Here is a 17,509-nt window from a genome sequence, read left to right on the forward strand (position 1 = left end):
GCTCTGTAGCTCCCTGATGGGGAAGAGTACGCCCAATGCGCCTTCCAGGTCCTCTATCAGGAACACTTTTTGTTCCTGATCTCCTCACGCTTGTAGTAGTAGAACGCATTGCCCGTGAACTGCGTGTGTTCCCGCTTGTCGTCCTCGGGTATGCAGAGTGCCACCCTTTCCATCAGGTAGCTTTTGCCTGTGCCGCTCCCTGCCAAACAAATAACCCCAATGGGGTCGGGCATCTTCCTCGATGTCATGGCCAGCAGCAATATCAGGGCGTTCCCGGCTTCGCCCTGTATGCCGCTGGCGGCAAGCCCTGCCATGGTCTCTGCCAGTAGGTCTGGGTGCTGTAAGTTGCTGGTTGCGGTCTGCCTCTCTTTCTCCGTGAGCGGTTTGTCCTGTGTTGCGGCGTGGTTGTTTTGTTCTTTTAGTTTCGCAAGCCTGTAGTTTTCCAGTTGCTGTGTCAGTTCCGCCAGTGTGCCTGCGGTGGTGGACGTGCCTATCTCCAGCCGCTCGGCTATTTTCCGTATGAGTTTTTCAAGTTGGGTGTCGTTGTACAGGTCCAGGTTGTGCCTTACTGGCGGCACCCCGCTTTCGTTGAGGCTCACCTTTAGTGTCGCCCGCATCCTGTCCAGCCCCTCCAGCCTTACCCCGCCCAGTACTTCCACCGTGAGGAACGCATTGCCGTATACTAGCTGCTCGGGGTTGGTGGTATCAAAGTTTGCCATAATAAATTTGTTGTGTTAAAACCCAAAAGACAAAAATAATAATGTTGCTTTAAAAAACAATAATAATTTTGTGGCACTTGCCAATATTGGCTTAAACACGCTTTATAGGTAGCTTTGCAAGGCATTAACACAACAAAAGATGCTCATAGGCAAGAACATTAAAAAAGTAAGGGAGGCCAAAGGGCTGTCGCAGAAGGAGGTTGCCCTTACCTGCAAGATGGACACGGGGCATTACAGCCGCATAGAGAACGACAAAAGCGACCCTGCCCTGTCTTCCCTCGCCAAGATTGCCAACGCCCTCGGCGTGGGCGTGGTGGACTTGTTCACCGCTGACGAGGTGTTCAGGGACATCAACTCCATGGACAAGACCATGGTGGAGAAGGTCGCCCTGCTGGAACAACTGGACAAAAAGGAAAAAGCCGCCTTCTTCGTTATTTTGGATGGCCTTTTGGCCAAGAAAAAACTCAAGGACAACCTCGCCAGCGTATTGCATGGCGCATAAAAAAGCCGCTGGTTAACCAGCGGCTTAGGAGTTTGTATTGTTAGTGGTGCAATTGTACCAGATATATTTTAAGGGCGTGGGCTTGCGGTGCTTGCAGTAAAAAATAAACCAGCCGTTGCTGGTTGCAACGACTGGCATGGTATTATTTATATTTTTCCCTGTTTTCGGCTAACCATTCGGTTTCTTCTTTCGCTACTTCCGGGGCTAAGGGATTGTTGGTATAATTCTCAATTAGTTTGATGCACCTTGCAGCCAACCCCTTATCGGGGCTGCCCTCCTCCAGTATCAAATGGGCTGCCCACAAGGCAATAAAATACTGGCTTTCATAAAAAAAACCTGTAAACGCTTCATATTCATTGTTTGCAAAATAACTTTTTGCAATGCCTACCAGCTTAATGCATTTTTCATTATTTAAGCGTTTAGCATTAGAAGGGCTAACCCCTTCTAAGTAAATTGCCTTGCATAAAAGTAAAAAACTGTCGCTTGTCTCTTGATTCATGTTATTTGTTACTAAATTTTATAAATTTAAGGTGCAGCAGGTGGTACTGTACTACTTGTTACACCTGATCCAGTTGTAGGAATGCCATTAACAACTCCCTCCGTTACTCCTCCAATAGTCTTTCCCCCAGGCACAAACAAATTATTAGCACCAATCTCCCCACCTGTCGCAGCACGTAGATTTAATTGCCTTAGTAATCTTGGTGCTACATCAACTCTGATAAGGTTACCCTGCAAGAAAGCAGGGTCAGTAATCCCAAGCTTAGCAGCAATATCACTTCTCGGTAACCCCTGTGCCAATAGTGCATCTATTTCCGTAGTAGGTGCAATAAATGTACTTGCTGGATTACCAAATGTGGTACTTCCTGGGAAGGCTTCAATCTGTGCAGAAGACATTAGTTTAGTCCCACCACCCGCAAAGGCGCTAGGTGCGGAAACACTCAACCTACCAGCTGCCCCTAAACCACCGCCTAGTATCATCAGGCTACCCTGTGCAGCCATTCCATAGTTTTGGGTTCTTATGCCTTCATAAGTGGATACTCCCCCTGCAAACAATGTAAATTCAGGTGCAAGAGTTGCTGCGGCAGCCTGCACAAAAGGATCCCTTGCTAAGCCCTGCCCCATTCCCGGGCCTCCATAAGATACGGGATCATGCGCTGCCCTCGCATCCATTTCCTCGTTGTATGCTTGTTGCTTCCTGTACTCTTTTGACCTTTGTTGTGCTGCATAGCTATTATCGGCTGGCTTAAGTGAAGGCCTTTTTTCCAATGCCTGCAATGCTGCATTGTTCGCAGCTTGCTTTACATGTTCCGCAAGTTGGTTCCTAAGTTGTGCATCCGTTTTCAAATTATGCAGCGGGTTGCTTGTTGACCATTCAAGGCCATCTTGGTCTATGCCGTCTATTGGCCTGTTACTTGCAAATTGGTATGGTGTAAGACCCGGGTATTTTTGTGTTAATGGGTCTACGGATATGAAACGGCCAGTTAGCGGGTCGTACGTTCTCATGCCGTAATCCTGATAACCAGTTTCTTTATCGTTCTCTTTACCGTTAAAGCCATATCGGTACGCACTACCAGAAGCTATATACTTCCGGCTAGGCATCGACATCCCGAAAGGATAATAATCATTCGCACTGGCAATATCCGCATCATAATAATCTACCCCACTACCATCTGTAGTATGCTGTATTTTTTTGTCATTTACAGTTACTAAGACGTTCCCCAAATGGTTGCTCTCTTCAAAGACCTTCTCGCCCCTTGTAAAGGTAGATAAAATTGCATTGCTGCCATCATCCAGTGTAATGGTTTGGTCTGCCACTGTTTGGATAGTTACCATACCTATGCGGGAGCTGCCGTATAGGTGCTTTTCAGTTTGTGTAACATTCGTGCCATCGGGGCTTTCGTATACGCTCATCACGCTGCCACTGGCATCCCTTACATAAAAGGTCGATTTGCCACTAGCAGTTTTGGTAATGCGGTTGCCTGTTACATCATAAGTATAATTGATAGTACCTGAACTCTTAACAACACTTAATATCTTGCCATATACGCTCCAGTTAATATTAGTAATACCTTCCTGGTTATCGGTAGCAAGGTTGCCTATCGCATCGTAGGTATAGTTGCCTGCTGACTGACCTTGTTTTATGTCTTTGTAATTGCCGTATACCCCTGCCGAAGCATCCGTTGCCGCATCGGAAACATTGTCCAGCTGGTTCGTATTTGCTTTGTATCCATAGGTCAAGTCGTCCATTGCCTGCCGGGATGCGTCGCCATTGCGCAGGTAGCTTTCAATATTGCCGTTGGGGTCGTAGCCGATGCGTTCCTTGTAGTCGCTGATGGCCGCGGCGGTAAAGGTATTGGTGGTGTTGCTGAGGCCGCTGTTGGTGTTCATGCCCACAAGGCGGTTCAACTGGTCGTACCTATAGCTGTACACGTTGCCGCTGCCCAGCTTGGGTATGTTCACCATCATGCTGCTGATGTTGCCGTTGTACAGGGCAGTGCCTGTTTGTACCCCATCGGACAATGTGGGGTAGGTAGTTGCGGCCGCCGCAAAGGGCGTGCCGCTGCCTACGGCTATATAATCGTTACCAAAATAATTGAGGCTGTAGCCAAAGGCATCCCTGGCCACGTTGCTATGGCTGCCGGTTGTTTTGCCATCGGCCCCGATGTCGAAGTTGCCATCGCCCACGGCGGTGCTGTTCACGCCTTTCAGCCAGCCCTGCAGGGTATAGGCATAGTCCAGCCCCTGCACCTGCTGCTGCCCCAACACGGTGCGTGCCAGCGGCCCGTGCTTGTAGTAGCTGTAGGCGGCGTCCTGCTCCCACACGATGCTGTCGCGGCTGGTAAGCACATGGGTTATCCTGTTCTCCGCATCGTAGTTGTACTGGTGGTAAAAGGCATCGGCCTTACCCGGCTGGTAGCTTACCTGGTTTACTTTGCCGCTTATGAGGTCGAAATCGTACACCATTTTCTTGAAGCGGTTGCTTGTGGTGTTCATGGCATTGGCCACGCCAGCGGAGTTACCAAAGTCCTGCAGGAGGGTATCCACGTTACCATGCACGTCATAGGTATAATAGGTGGCGGATGCCGGGTAAGTATCGGTGTAATTGTTCCATAGCTGGCTATAGCTGACCCTGGTGCGGAGGTTGTCCTGCACCATTTGTATGCCATCGGTGCCCGCATAGGCATCGTCGTATACCGTCCTGGTAATCTGCTCGCGGGTGCTGTTGGCAGCGGTGACCCAGGTTTTCAATGCCGTGGAGTCCTGGCTTGTGGTTTGCGACATGGCGGTGGACTGCTGCAACTGGCCCACTTCGCTAATCCTGCCCAGGGCATCGTACTGGGTATAGCTGTACTGGTTGTTGGGCTGTTGCTTGGCGTTCTGGCTCACGGCGAGGCGGCCCAGCCGGTCATACCAGAAATTGGAGGTACCCGCATCAGGCGTTTTTTGGGCCGTTACCTGGTTGAGGCTGTTGTACCTGTAGTCGGTGGCAAACGTATGGGACGGCGTTACCTGCGTGCCCGCTAGCCTGGCAGCGGCAACACTGGCGATGAAGGTGCTGCTAAAGTCGGGTTTCGCCCCTTTTGGCGGCACGGTCTTGAGAAGGTTGCCCGCCATGTCGTAGTAATACAGCGTGTAATGGAACTCTGCCGTTGTATAGGTTACCGTAAAGTTCTCGGCACTTTGCGCGGAGAGGCACTTGGCACGGTAGGCGCTGTCGAAATTGGCCAGGAGCCGCTGGCTCTGTGTGGTGTAAAGGGTGTGTGCTATGGACAAGGCTTGGTCGTTCGCACGGCTGCAAGGGCTTAGCACTACGAGGTTGAGCCCAGCGGTATCGGTAAGCGGCTTGCTGCTGGCACAGATGACGGTTTGCGTGGCCGCGGTGGTGGACGCCACGCCGGACGTACAAAGGGGCGCGGACGGCTTTATGGAGATTTTTGCGTTCCTGGTGGAGAAACCTGGTTTCAGCCTTATGGACTGCCTTGCCACAAAGGATACCGTGGTGTTGTCCGGTGTATCCAGGTTGAGCATGTCCATTGCGCTGCCTGCGCCACAGCCAGGGGCAGTACCTATGATACAGGCACTTTTGTTGGCCGCGGAAGCATAAGCCAGCCAGTTTTGCTGCAAGCCCGTGCGGTAGTTGACGAAACGGGCAAACAATGCGTTGTAGCCATTGGTGGCACTGTCCATGGCCACGCTTGCCCCGAACTCGGGGGCCGTATTGTAAGGGCTTGGGAACGAATCCTGGAATTCGTGCGCCAATGCTACCAACTGCCCGCAGGTGAGGCAACTGTTACAGGGGACAAAACCGCATTGCAGGAACTTGGGCTGTGGCTGTGGGGATGGCAAGGCAATCTGCCTTATTTCCTCGTCTACTTCAGTTGGCTCCGGGAAACCAGGCACGGAATAGGTGGTCGTTTCCCCTATCATAGGGCAGCCCTTTGTAGTGGAATTCATAGAGCTATAAAGCGAAGCCGTGATGGTGTCACCATAAGTAGCCATGAGGTAGGTGTTGAGGCTATGAAGGTCTGCAGAGTTGAAATCCGCCGCATCAGCTTCATCAGAGATGTCTGAGAAACGCTTGCAGAGGCAGGAGTCCAATACACTGATATAATTTTGGATCACCGCCGGGTTCTTGCCATAGGGCTTTGGCGATTCGATCACGTACGGGTTGCAATAGGTATCCTTCCCGATGCCTTTATCATGGTACACATCGTTCACGATCTGCTCGAAGCTTTTGTCGCCATTTGGCATGGCACCGGACGGAAGGGTAGAGGAACCATCAGGGTTGGACTGGTTGATGGTTTGCTGGCACAATGCGGCCATACGGTTGGTTATCGTAGCGAGTATGTCGGCCTGCGTGGCGCTGTCCTTCCCTGCCAGCACGGTGCACTGCAGCAATTCCCTCTTCCAAGTAGGGATATAACTAAGGCAACGCCCGCTGGTATACGATACTAGGGAATCATTGATGCTGGTGGTGACAGGCGCGCTCCCTGGCGTTGTTGGGGAAGGGTACCAGGTCCATTTGTATTGCTGGGCAGTTTGCGCATTGCTTGCAAAATAAAGGATATAATTCTGGGCACCGAGGTCCTGGGTATCCGCCAGGGATACCTGTGCATTGATGAAATTATTCAACTGGGCATTCCTGGCCGAGGCATAGAAGCCAGCGAAGACCCCCCATATTTGTTCCCGCTTGTCCGGGTTCATGGAACCATACAGGGAGGCCGTGTACTGCGGTGCGGCCACGTAACAGTGGCCCCTGTCCCCGTCATCGGCCAAGCTCTTGCAAAAAGCATCCCCATAGGCCACCTGCCACATACTTAGCCCTGTCATAAAACTGGTATCGCTCACCTTCTTGTTGATGTCGGCCTGGTAAGTACCGGCTGCTACCGCGGTAACGCTATAAAAGGGGTCGAGCAGGATATTCCCATTGGTTGCATCTATCAAATTGTGGGATATTGCGTCGGCATAACTGTAGCCCATGAAATCGTCCATCCAGCCATAAGCGGGCACGAGGTTTTTTTCCGCATAGGCCAATTTCGGGTATTCGGGGTGGAAGGGCAACAATTGGGTTGCCCAGTTGCGGGCAAATACTTGGGTGTATGCTTGCCTGGAAAGGCTTTGGAGGGGCATCACCGTACTGTCGATGTCACCGAGCGGGGTGTAATAGAGGGTATCCTGGTTGGCCGCTTTGTTGTATGGGTGCGTGTAAAAAGGTTGTGTTTGTGTGGAAGTCCCCCCAGTGCCAACAAAAATATTGTACTTGTAATACATGGTACCCTTGGAAGCCACGCTGTCCGGCTCCAATGCATACTGCCCCGCAAATGGTGTCATGTCGTGGAGCATCATTTGGCGCAGGTTCTGCAAGGTATGAGCCGTACCCGACGAAGTGCCGCACAGCCTGGCGCAGGACGCGGAATCGGCACTGTAGGTGGAATGGAGCAAGGTATCCGAAGGCAAGTTATTGGGATCCATGCTGGCAATGTACTTTGCCTTGAATGCGGTGAACGTACCCAAGGAATCCATGCAGGTGCCACAAGTGAGGACGGTGGGCGGCGTGGCGAGGCCACAACCGGACTGGGTGACCAATGCACCCGTGACCGAGTCTACCAGGTGCTGCTGCAAATCGGTACACAAGCCTTTTATCATATACAAGGAATCGAGCCTTTGCATGGACGAGAGGCTCATGGTGAGTGTCTTGCGCACAGAATAGGAACCAGGCGGCAATGTTTCCGTGAAGCTGACGCTGCCCGTACCGGAAATAGTGGAAGAAGGCCCGGCAGAGAGGCTATTGGCAAAGATAGGCTGCTGGCAATGGCCGCTTGTGTCTATGCTGATATTGTTGAACTTCCTGACAATGGGCAGGTTGTCGCCCGATTCGTCCGTGATGGATATTTCCAAATTGTACAGGCAATCGTAGCATACGGTGCCGCCGCTGCATTGTGCCAACTGGAGTGCCTGCGGGGCAAGCGCGTACGCAAAAATGCAACTGGTACTCACAGGTATCAGCATGCTGTTGATAGACTCTATGCTGTTGCCCTTTACGCTGTTGGTGGCCTTGTCCAGTAAATTACGGGTTATCTGCGTGCCGGATTGGCCGGGGTAGTGCGTGGCGCTGCTTTTGTCCAGCCCCGCGATGCCCGTATTCGTAGGGTCGCCTGCCAGTGCGGTTGCGATGGTACGCCCGTGCATGTCCACATAGCTGATGCTCATCTGGCCGTTGGCGTCGCTCACCATGTTCTTGAAGTAATGGGTATAGTTGCCTGCCTCTGTGCCGAAAAGGCCGTCCAGTTCCTCTTGCGCCGCACTGCCGTAAAAGTATTTTGCCTCATGGCCGCTGCCCAGTTTCAGGGTGTTGCCCACGCCGCTCTGGTACATCACCCGCCCGGTGGCATCCGGCGTGTAGCGGGTAACGGTATAGGGGTATCCGCTGGCTTTCGGTATCTGTGGGGCAAATGGGTCGCTAGTGGACAGCAGCGGGTTGCTGCTGCTGTAATATTGCGCTGCGCCCGGCGATGTGCTGTCCAACGGGGGCGTCTCATTGTGCTTGGTGCCGGTCGGCAATGTCAAGGGTTCCAAGTCGAACATGGAAGCCGGGTTGGTACCTGCCGTTTGGCCGTTGAACAGGTTGAGCCCCTGCGTATAGGCCAGGGCATGCCCCATTGTAGGGGTTGGCAATACCTGTATGGCCGCCTTGCCATGCGCATCGTAAAATGTTTCCGCCACGATAGTGGTGTTCGTGGTATTGTCTTTCGTGACGGTTTGCCTGCCGCGCAGGAGGCCGTCATAGTACTGCATCACCGTCTTGCGTTTGCCTTCCTCGGCATAGGTAGTCGTGACCTGCCAGTTGAGCTTGTTGTTGTGCCCGGCGAACGCATAGGCACTGGCAACTACCCATGGCCCATAGGTGGCCGTGCCGTTCGGTTTGTAGTTGGTGGCCCTGATCCGGTAATACAATTTCCCGTAACCGTCGTAGAACAACGGGATGGTGTAGCCGGACACGCCCGATGCGAGGTCTACCCTTGTGGCATTGCTGGCGAACAGCTGGGCTGTATTGATGGTGCCCCCGCTGATATAGTCGCTGGCCAGTTCATCTTCCAGCCATGTCCATTCCAACTGGGTGGCATTGTTCCCAGTGCCTGCGTCCCATGCCCAGCTTACGCCCAGCCCATCCGTATCGCTGGCTTCATATTTGGGGTTGGGTGTGCCGAAAGTGGCGGTTTTGTTGCTGCCCAATACGTAATAACGCCGTGCCCGCAGTTCATTTTCGAGCTGGAGTACCTGCCTGGTATCGAAACTGCCGCTTATGACGGGGATACCAGAAACGCTGGTTATGGTGACTTTCACGTACGGTACATTGTCGAAACTGATATAGTTGCGGGCATCGTATTTGACCCCTGCCTGCTTGCTGTAGCTGACCGTCAACGTGCGGGTGATGGGCGTATTCAGGTCGCTTGGTGAATTGCCATAATCCACCTGTATACCTATGGTAGCCGTAAAGTCGGCGGGTATGTACAGCCCCGTTTCCTCCAGCACCTTGAGCATGACGATGTTTTTTATCTTGTGCGACTGCTCATAGGCATTGGCCGTATACGTTTGCTGTATACTGCCGCCATTGACCAATGGGGCCACCCCCGTGAGGTAGCTGCTTACGGGGTTGTCCTGTATGCCGCCATCGCCGATGCCCTGTGCCGAGCTTGCCACCGAAAAAAGGCAGCAGGCCAACAGCAACAACATGCCCTGGCACCTTATATTTGATATTGTCACTTTTTGAATACGCTGTTTCATAAGCAGTCGACTTATGGTTATTGAATTTATTGGTTTGAACCATTGTTTGCCTGTCCCTATAATTTACTCACCACCCGGAACCCTTCGTAGCCTTTGCAAGGCGTGAAATTGCCCGTTGCATCCTTTTGTACCCGTTGCCCTATTGCTGCAGTCACCACGCCTGTTTTATGGCCCACTTTATATGCATAGACTACTTTTTGTTCCTTCAAGGCATAAAAAATAGCAGGGGGTACCGCCTTGAGCTTGCCTTCCCACTCTTGTATACCGCTTAGTTTGCCGTAGGTGGCTGAATCAACCGCTACCCACTTGCGTTTTACCTGCACCAATTCCTGCGGCTCCCGCTTTTTCTGGTCGAACCGCACCGCCATGCTTTCCGTGGGGTAGGCCGTCCCTTTTACGAGGTTGCGGCTCCCTACTACGATTGAGCCTTGCCCACTTTGTTCCGCCGTGTATGTTGCCATGAACTTCTGCACCGACGAATCCTGCCATGTTATGCCCTTCATATACACCTGCTGTTTGGTTGCACCTTTGTTGGGGTACAGCGTCATCTGCCTGGATGCATGGTTTACCAATAGCAGTACCGAGTCATCCGACAGTTGTTCGATGGGGCCCATGCGTAAATATGCCCTGTTGCCGTCGATGGCCATTTCCATGGTTGCATGTGCCGTATCCGACGGGCCGGTGAAATAATTGGTGGAACTGGTTATCCCGACCGTTGCCTGCAAGGGGCTATGCTGGAACTGGTTGCATATTTCCATGAACTGCCTGGCCACGGCAGTGCTGTCCTGGCCAAACAACTGACCCATGCCTGCCATCAACGACACAACCAGCAAAACCAACATATTACCTATACGCATTTACTCTTTTTTTAAATCATTCAAGCACTATAAATTCACTTATAATTGGCGTTAGTCCACCACCTTGTCTATCTGCTTCTGTTTGGCGCTCCTGGTTTCCTTTATCGTCTTGATGCCCTGCTTCGTTTCTGCCTTGGTACGCACCAATGTGCCCTCCTCGTCGTATTCATAGAAAGTGGCATAATTGTTCGCATCCAGTTCGGCTACCAGCCGCAGGTTGATCGGGTCGTACACATAGCTTTTCATGTTCGCATTGTAGGGATGGATGCGGATGTCGTCGAAATAAATGGGACTGCTGCTTTTGTTGATGAATTTCATGCCCATGCTGGTGGCATTTGCCGGGGCGGTAAAATAGCCTTCGTACCGCTGCCAGCCGTCTATCACGCCGCCGGAAGGCTTGATTGTAACAGAATCTATGCTGCTGCCATCGGTAGTATTATAAACAAACCGTACCTGGTTGCTGTCGTAAGATGCTTTGACGCAAGGGCTAGCGGTGCAGCTTTCCCTTACCCATGCGCTGAATACCATTTTTTGGTTTGGTGGGATGGAGAAAGTGGGGTTGAGCATGTTGGAGTCGGCGGGGATGGGGGTGGTGGAGGTGCAGCCATTCGAAATGCTTGTTTTGTATCCCGGTATAGGCACAGAAGGGTAGCAAGCATTAGTAACCTTTACAAAAAAAGTTAAATACTGTTGGATTATTTCGATACCACCTGTATAAGCAACAAATTCAAAATAATCACTGTGCTGATTTTTACAGGTATCAATTATCTGGTAAACCCCTTTTTTTAAATACATAGTAGCGTGTGCAGACCCGTCACTATGAGCTAAGGTAGTTGTGCTGCCATCCCAAATTATAGTAGGATTCGATTTATCAGCCAATGAAGTTAAATTAAAATCAAAGGAGGCTTCATTCATAAAATAATCATAGATACATGAAACTCCTGGTGCCACCGGCATTGACAGACCATTATTAGACTCTATAAGTGCACAATGTGCACCAAGTTGATCTATATAATATGAGGTACTATAATAATAATTACTACTTGAATCATGACTGTTGTTTATGTTTATGCCAAAGTCGATGTTATATAAACCATCATTGTCTATTTTAATATAATGATTTTCAGAAACTTCAAAAGAAGAACTGCCAGTTATAGGATCCTCCGCTTCAGTATTACAGAAAGAACTAAGGTCAGTGTTTTGACCTACTTGTAATTCCATCCCTTTTGAATAATCATCATAAGTCGCAACATTAACAGTATCTGTATAACATGATGGGGTCTTCCAATCAATCTTAACATTATTTCCAGGATTGGTAAGCTTTCTGATAGTATCATTCAGCAATTTGAAATTGTAATCGTTGCATGCAGATGTAATTGGCAGTGTCAGTAAGCGATTGGCATCTACCCTCAACACGGACTTCCCAGAATGTGCGGAAAAACTGCTGTCCTTTAGGCTTACAACCGTCCCCAATGCTGACAAGTCGAATTGCTTGTAATTGCTGCAGTTTTCCGCATCCTCCATATCAAGGTTGCAATTGTAAGCATTGTCTTCAAAACCTTCAAAAGCAGATTCCGAAGAACGACTATTGCTGGTTATTGCAACTGGCAGGCTTTTGTCATATCCATATTGGGCTGCTGTATAAATGCCCAAGGCATTTTTAGTCTCCAGTTCCTGCGATTTTGCGTTGACTTTTGCCAATTGGCTGTTCCATACCCATTTGCTGCTGTTCAAGTCCGGAACCAAATTATTGGCCGAATTAAAATCCCAATACAACTTGAAAGAACTCAAATAACCGTTGGTTGGCAAGTTTGTAGCACTTGAAGGGTTCGATTCCTGCCTGTCGCCATAAAAAATCTTGCTTTGGAAAGGCTTGAAGCTACCAAGCAACCCCTTCCTATACGGGTTGATTACCCTTTCCAAATGGTCGCCATTGCAATCCTGCACATCCATGAAACCACAATCCCCATAAGGCACAGTACTAAGTGATGGCAATATAGTATGGTCCACCTGCCACTTCTCTTTGTATTCCGAGGCACTGGCATTGATCACATTGGAAGATGCTCCTATTGCAAGTTTTTTCACCCCCGCAACCGTAACAAGCGGGCTAGCCATGGAAGTAACGCTGGAAGCCTGCGCATCCAGCATGTTCCGGTGTCCGCTACGTATAATGGTAAAGGTTACGCCTGTATTGGTATATAATTTCCCGGAAGCGTCCATGAACACTAGCTGGGGTGAAGGGTTGGTGAGGGATGAACTGTTCTTTGCAGTATCATAAGCCCATAGCATGCTAACGCCAGTGGTCACCGGGTGGCAATCTGGCGATGCATTGGCTGCACCCTGTACCAATAATTCGTCGCCGCTTTCGAATATGGACTGGTTAAACCCTGTATTTACAATCTTCCCGTCACTGAAATTGATGCCGGAATAAACAGCCCCGATATTCTTGTAGGCCAGGCCCATGCCGCTATATGCCCAATAAGCAGGGTAAGAAGTGGTGTATATTGGCTGGTTGAACTCGTTGTTTGTCTGGTTCACCACCACGTTGCCAGTTTCGGCATCATAAACCAAGTTGTTGGTGGATACATGGCTGCCCTTGTCTATGACCACCACGCTGTCCAGTATGCTGTGGTAGCTGACTACTTTCGTTGTCGTTACCGCACGGTAGGTATTTTCGCTGTTGCCGGATACAGGCCATATAGTCGGTATCCAAAAGGGGAATATGATCGGGAACAGGTCGGCCTGCGCCTGCACTTCCAGGCTATTGCTTTGCACGGAGAACTCCCTTGCATCCGTCATCAATTCCACGTCTATGCCCATGTTGCCCGCGCTTATTTCCCCGCCTTTCGCGTTGCTGATGAAATCATAGGTTTGCCCCAGGCCTTTGTTGCCCGTATTGCTATAAAAATTCTCGGTGTAACTTATACGTGTGGCGGTGTCGTTTTCCGGGTAGGAGGACTGGGACTTCATCTTGCCGTGCATGTCGTTTGTTGCGACAAGGAAACCTTGCGACAAAGCCCTATAGTCATATTGGTACTTGTAAAAGAACGCCGATGAGGACGAGGCGTGCGACTGCCTGTCGCTGGCAGGGTCCAAGGCCGTATTGCTGTAGTATACGGGGTAATCCTTGGCGGTATAATATTCCGTTACCTGCTTGCCTATGCCCGACCTTGTTTTTTTAATGGTGGGATCATAAGTGATGCTTTGCAGGGAACGCACGGTGACCTTGCTGTACCCAACGGACGGTGCAGGGAAAAACGCGTCCAGCACCGGCATCTCCACCGAGCCGTAGGAAGCAGGCCCCAAAGGCACCCTATCGGATACCTGCAGCATTGCCTGGAACGGGTTTTCCTCGCCACCGATAGACGGCTCATAAGAAGCCACGCCACTGCTGATCACCCTTTCTGCCCCGTTGAATACCTCGGTTGTGGTATAGTCATAGACTTGCCCATAGGTGGAATTGTATTGCCCCGTCATCTTGTCCCAATTATCCTTGAGCATAACGGACTTCACGCGGTGGCCGCCACCGTATTTGAACCCGTCGGGGTTGTTGAACCTCGCAAAGCACCTGTCCGTATTCACCGTCATGGCCTTGCTTTGGCTCTTGAAATGGTTGATGGGGTCGCCAAAAGCGCCCTTCAAACCATCCAGGAACCCCTTTAGCATATCGGCGACTTGCAACAGCCCCGAGCTTTCGGATACGTCGTAACCGCCAAATGCCTGGCCTGGCAGTTGTTGCCGCAGGTATTCCAATGCAGTCAGGACAAAGGGGCTGTGCCCATCCACCTCGTCCACATGTACCCATATCGTATAAGGATCGCTTGTTACGCCGTAGCCGTTTATGGTAGCGTATGATGCGATGTATTCGACCCCTTTGGCTTTGGGCATGTATACGGGCAGCTTGACCGCAACCTGGCTGATGCCTTGCAGGTACTGCTGGTAAGCATCCGACACCGAGTTGCACCGTTTGGGGACCTTCACGAAAACATAATCATTGTCGGCACCATTCGGGTTGTACAATTGGTTGGAAGGCGTGGATGTGGGGCTTACCCCGAAGCCTGTCACGTGCAGCATCCCTGCTGCCCTCAGGTTTTGTACATAGGCATAGTCGTCACTTTCATAGTTGACTTCTATTTGCCCCCCGGAAGGGAGGAGAATACGTTTGAGTGACCATGCCCCGGCATTGGTGTCAGCCGCCGCTTTGTCTTGTATGCTGTAGGGGTAAAGGCTGTTTTTCATGCCTGCCGGGTTAAGGGTGCTTGGCTTGTAAGTGCCCCAGCGGTCGGCCGCGCTTTCCATGTAATCAGGGTTGCCCTTCTTGTCCTTGTCAGTATACGAGAACACATACTTGTTCTTGTTGCTGCGCGTATGCCCGTTGAAACTAAAGTAGATACTGTCGAGGGTAAGTTTGCCTTCCCCTGTGGTAGGGTTGTCCGGTGTGCCCTTGCACAGGCCGTAACTATATTGGAATACCACCGATTTTACAGGTTTGGCACCAGCAGTACCGTTTGCTTTCAGGTCTGCCTTGTTGTACAAGTCTATCCTGTCCAATTTCTTGAGGGAGTTGTCCGATGTATAGACACCCCCATTATGATCCACCGGCCCCTTGCCGTCATCACGGTTGCTCAACCTGAAAACGGCTATCATGGTCTTGGATTCTATGGAATGGACATACCAGGATTCCCGTACACCGTAGGATACGATGCCCTTGTCGTCTTTTGTCTCGGAACGGTTGCCCGGGTTGAAATTTGCACTGTCATGCTGGGTAAGCGGTGTGCGCCACTTGTGCTGCGACCAACTGCCATCGCTGTTTTTTATGCGGGTATAGTTGAACTTGACCGCAGAACCCAGGTCATCGTCCGTGATGCCATCCCCTGTGACATCCACATAATCCGGGGACAGTAGGCCGGACAATAGAAAGGAATGCGCATAAGCTGGCGTCTGGGTGGATTCCACGTAGCCATCCTTTTTGCTGCCGTCAGCCAGCAAAGGGGAGGCGCCGGCCTTCATCCAGTTTGAATCGTTTACGGCCACCTTGTCCTTGTCACCATCCGTTGCCTGCATCCCGTCAACGGAGAAAGTAAAATCCTCCTGGCTTATATTGTACACGGGGATTCCATAGACATAGCGTTTGCCATTGGCTTCCGTCACATTTATTTGGGAAATATGGTGGTCCTTCCTGTATTCGCTCATCCTGCTGAAAGAGTCGCACGCCAATATGTTGCCCGTACCTAACAGGGTGGTGCTGCTGTAGCTTTTTATTTTTTTGTCCAAGCCTGCGGCATCGGCCTGTTTCGCCGTCAAAAAGTTGATGACCTGGGTACGCTTCTTCCTTTCGGTAATCGTATCCCTAGTCGGGTATGCCACGCCTTTCGCATAGCCAAGCGTACTGAACATGTCCAGCACGGGTTCGATGGATGGGTTGGCACCGTCGCCGCTTAGGCGGAACCTGACCAAATCGGTACCGCCGATGGCATCGAACTGGTCCTTGGTCAACACGCTGCTTTCGCCTGGGTTGCGGAAATATACATTCTCATAAGTATCGTGCGCCGTCTTGAAATTCGTGGATGTACGGAGCTTGTTGCCGTTGACCCATCCGCCAACAGTGGAGGGCGTGCTTATCGTGTTGAAATTGCCCCCAAAATGGCCGGGTATATCGGCATCGAAGCCAAGTGAAAAACTTTTGTCCCTTGAAATGGTCATGTTGTCCCTTACAAAGCCAAGGTCGTTGCGGTAGGCCCTGATGCTGCCGCCCGTGCCCTCGCCCTGGATGGAGAAAACGTCATAGGTGTATTGCGGGGCGGAAATGATCGGCGTACCGGGCATCACTTCCTTGTCGTTGAACCGGGTGAAGTCCATCACGGCATTGGCATTGTTGATGGCATCCTGGTAATACAGGTAGCCGACCATGGGCTTTGTCTGGGTAACATCACCGTCAGCAACTTCCGAGGATTGGCAGTAAACCTCTGTTTCCACATCTGCCGCCACCCCGAATATAGCCCCGCCATATTGCACGTGGCCAGAAAAAGCCGAATTGGTCAGGGGCATGCGGATACTTGGGATGTAACTCGGCTTCGCGAAACTGATGGAATTTGAAAAGATGCTTTCGGACACCTTCCCCTTTGAATCCTCCCCGCATTTGGCTTTCTCTGCCGCACTAAAGGAAACCTGCTCGCTGATTTTCAGTGCCTTGATGCCGCTCCTTGAATTGTAGGAAGTGGAAAGGCCGACACCGAAGGATGTAGTGGAATGTTTTTCGTTGGCGTTTGCCGTCAATGATACGTTGGGGGATATGGTGAGGCCGTTCCTCGAGTTGAGGTCGAGCCCAATGCCCGCTGAAATACTACCCGGGCTTTTCTCCGAAGCCGAAGAGCCCGCCATCTTGAAACTGGTCGTGCCTTTCACGTTCAAGTCCAATGCGGGGCCCAGGTAATTGTTGAAAGAAACCCCGAGGTCCAAGCCTACGGAACCAGTGAATGCCTTGAATGCCTTTATCCCGACCAGTTCCAGGTCACCGCCTACGCTGAAACCCCAGGTCTTGTTCTTTTTCATTTTTTGCGCCTGTACCAAAAGGTCGGTGCCATCAAAATCGTCCGGTATGCCGCGCATGTTCCTGTTGATATTGCCCGGGTTGATGTTCCAGCCCAGCCCGACCCAACTGGCTTCCTGGTCTGCATTGACCCCGCCAGTGTAAAACATGTTGATGGGGTAGCCCCCCACGTCCATCAAGGGGATATTGTAGCTGAAATCACCGGAGAACAGGTTCACCATATTGTCAGCCCCGATCGATTTGAACGAGGACATCTCGGGCTGGTTGGGGCCGCCGATCAATACCCTGCTAGGGCTTGTGGCATGGCGGGCACTTATAGGTTGGGCAACGGTTGCGACTGGCTTTGCTTTTACGGAAGGGGCAAATGGTTTTGCTGCTTTTTCTGCTAAGGTAGCTTCCTTGGCCACCTCCCGGTTTGCCACTTTCTTGTAGGGTGCCGCATAATGCCCTGCGGATGCCCATGCCCTGCTCGGACGTGCATAAGAAGGCACTGCCATCGACAGGCAAAATATGGCATACATCAAAAAAGCAATTACCCTTTGGTACTTATCAGCTAATAATTGGATCATAAGGTTCCTATTGTCAATTAAGTAAA

Annotated in this window: 6 protein-coding genes; 1 reads left to right on the forward strand and 5 read right to left on the reverse strand. The window is 51.0% G+C overall.

Annotated elements, in window-relative coordinates; translation table 11 throughout:
• Nucleotides 1–56: 56 nt before the first annotated feature.
• On the reverse strand, nt 57–599 hold the full coding sequence (locus ACHFIY_RS11755; protein ID WP_410846289.1) for a hypothetical protein: 543 nt from the start codon (nt 597–599) through the stop codon (nt 57–59).
• A gap of 259 nt (nt 600–858) precedes the next feature.
• Here ACHFIY_RS11755 and ACHFIY_RS11760 point away from each other — a divergent pair, with 259 nt between their 5' ends.
• A complete protein-coding gene (locus ACHFIY_RS11760) occupies nt 859–1,221 on the forward strand; it encodes a helix-turn-helix domain-containing protein (protein ID WP_410846290.1) in 363 nt (120 codons plus the stop codon).
• A 142-nt stretch (nt 1,222–1,363) separates the two neighbouring features.
• On the opposite strand, the gene ACHFIY_RS11765 is transcribed toward ACHFIY_RS11760, so the two are convergent.
• The 4 genes from ACHFIY_RS11765 to ACHFIY_RS11780 all read right to left on the reverse strand — a co-directional run bounded on the left by ACHFIY_RS11765 (nt 1,364) and on the right by ACHFIY_RS11780 (nt 17,483).
• Nucleotides 1,364–1,720, reverse strand: coding sequence for a hypothetical protein (locus ACHFIY_RS11765; protein ID WP_410846291.1), 357 nt, complete (start codon nt 1,718–1,720; stop codon nt 1,364–1,366).
• A 26-nt stretch (nt 1,721–1,746) separates the two neighbouring features.
• The gene (locus tag ACHFIY_RS11770) at nt 1,747–9,456 is read right to left on the reverse strand and encodes an RHS repeat-associated core domain-containing protein (protein WP_410846292.1); all 7,710 of its coding nucleotides are present in this window, start codon (nt 9,454–9,456) and stop codon (nt 1,747–1,749) included.
• Between the two features lie 107 nt (nt 9,457–9,563).
• Nucleotides 9,564–10,364 (reverse strand): hypothetical protein, encoded by an 801-nt coding sequence (locus ACHFIY_RS11775; RefSeq protein WP_410846293.1) that lies wholly within the window; start codon nt 10,362–10,364, stop codon nt 9,564–9,566.
• A 51-nt stretch (nt 10,365–10,415) separates the two neighbouring features.
• The gene (locus tag ACHFIY_RS11780) at nt 10,416–17,483 is read right to left on the reverse strand and encodes a hypothetical protein (protein WP_410846294.1); all 7,068 of its coding nucleotides are present in this window, start codon (nt 17,481–17,483) and stop codon (nt 10,416–10,418) included.
• Between the last annotated feature and the right edge of the window lie 26 nt (nt 17,484–17,509).

The sequence above is a fragment of the Parasediminibacterium schistidii genome, assembly GCF_046546515.1.
Classification (GTDB): domain Bacteria; phylum Bacteroidota; class Bacteroidia; order Chitinophagales; family Chitinophagaceae; genus Parasediminibacterium.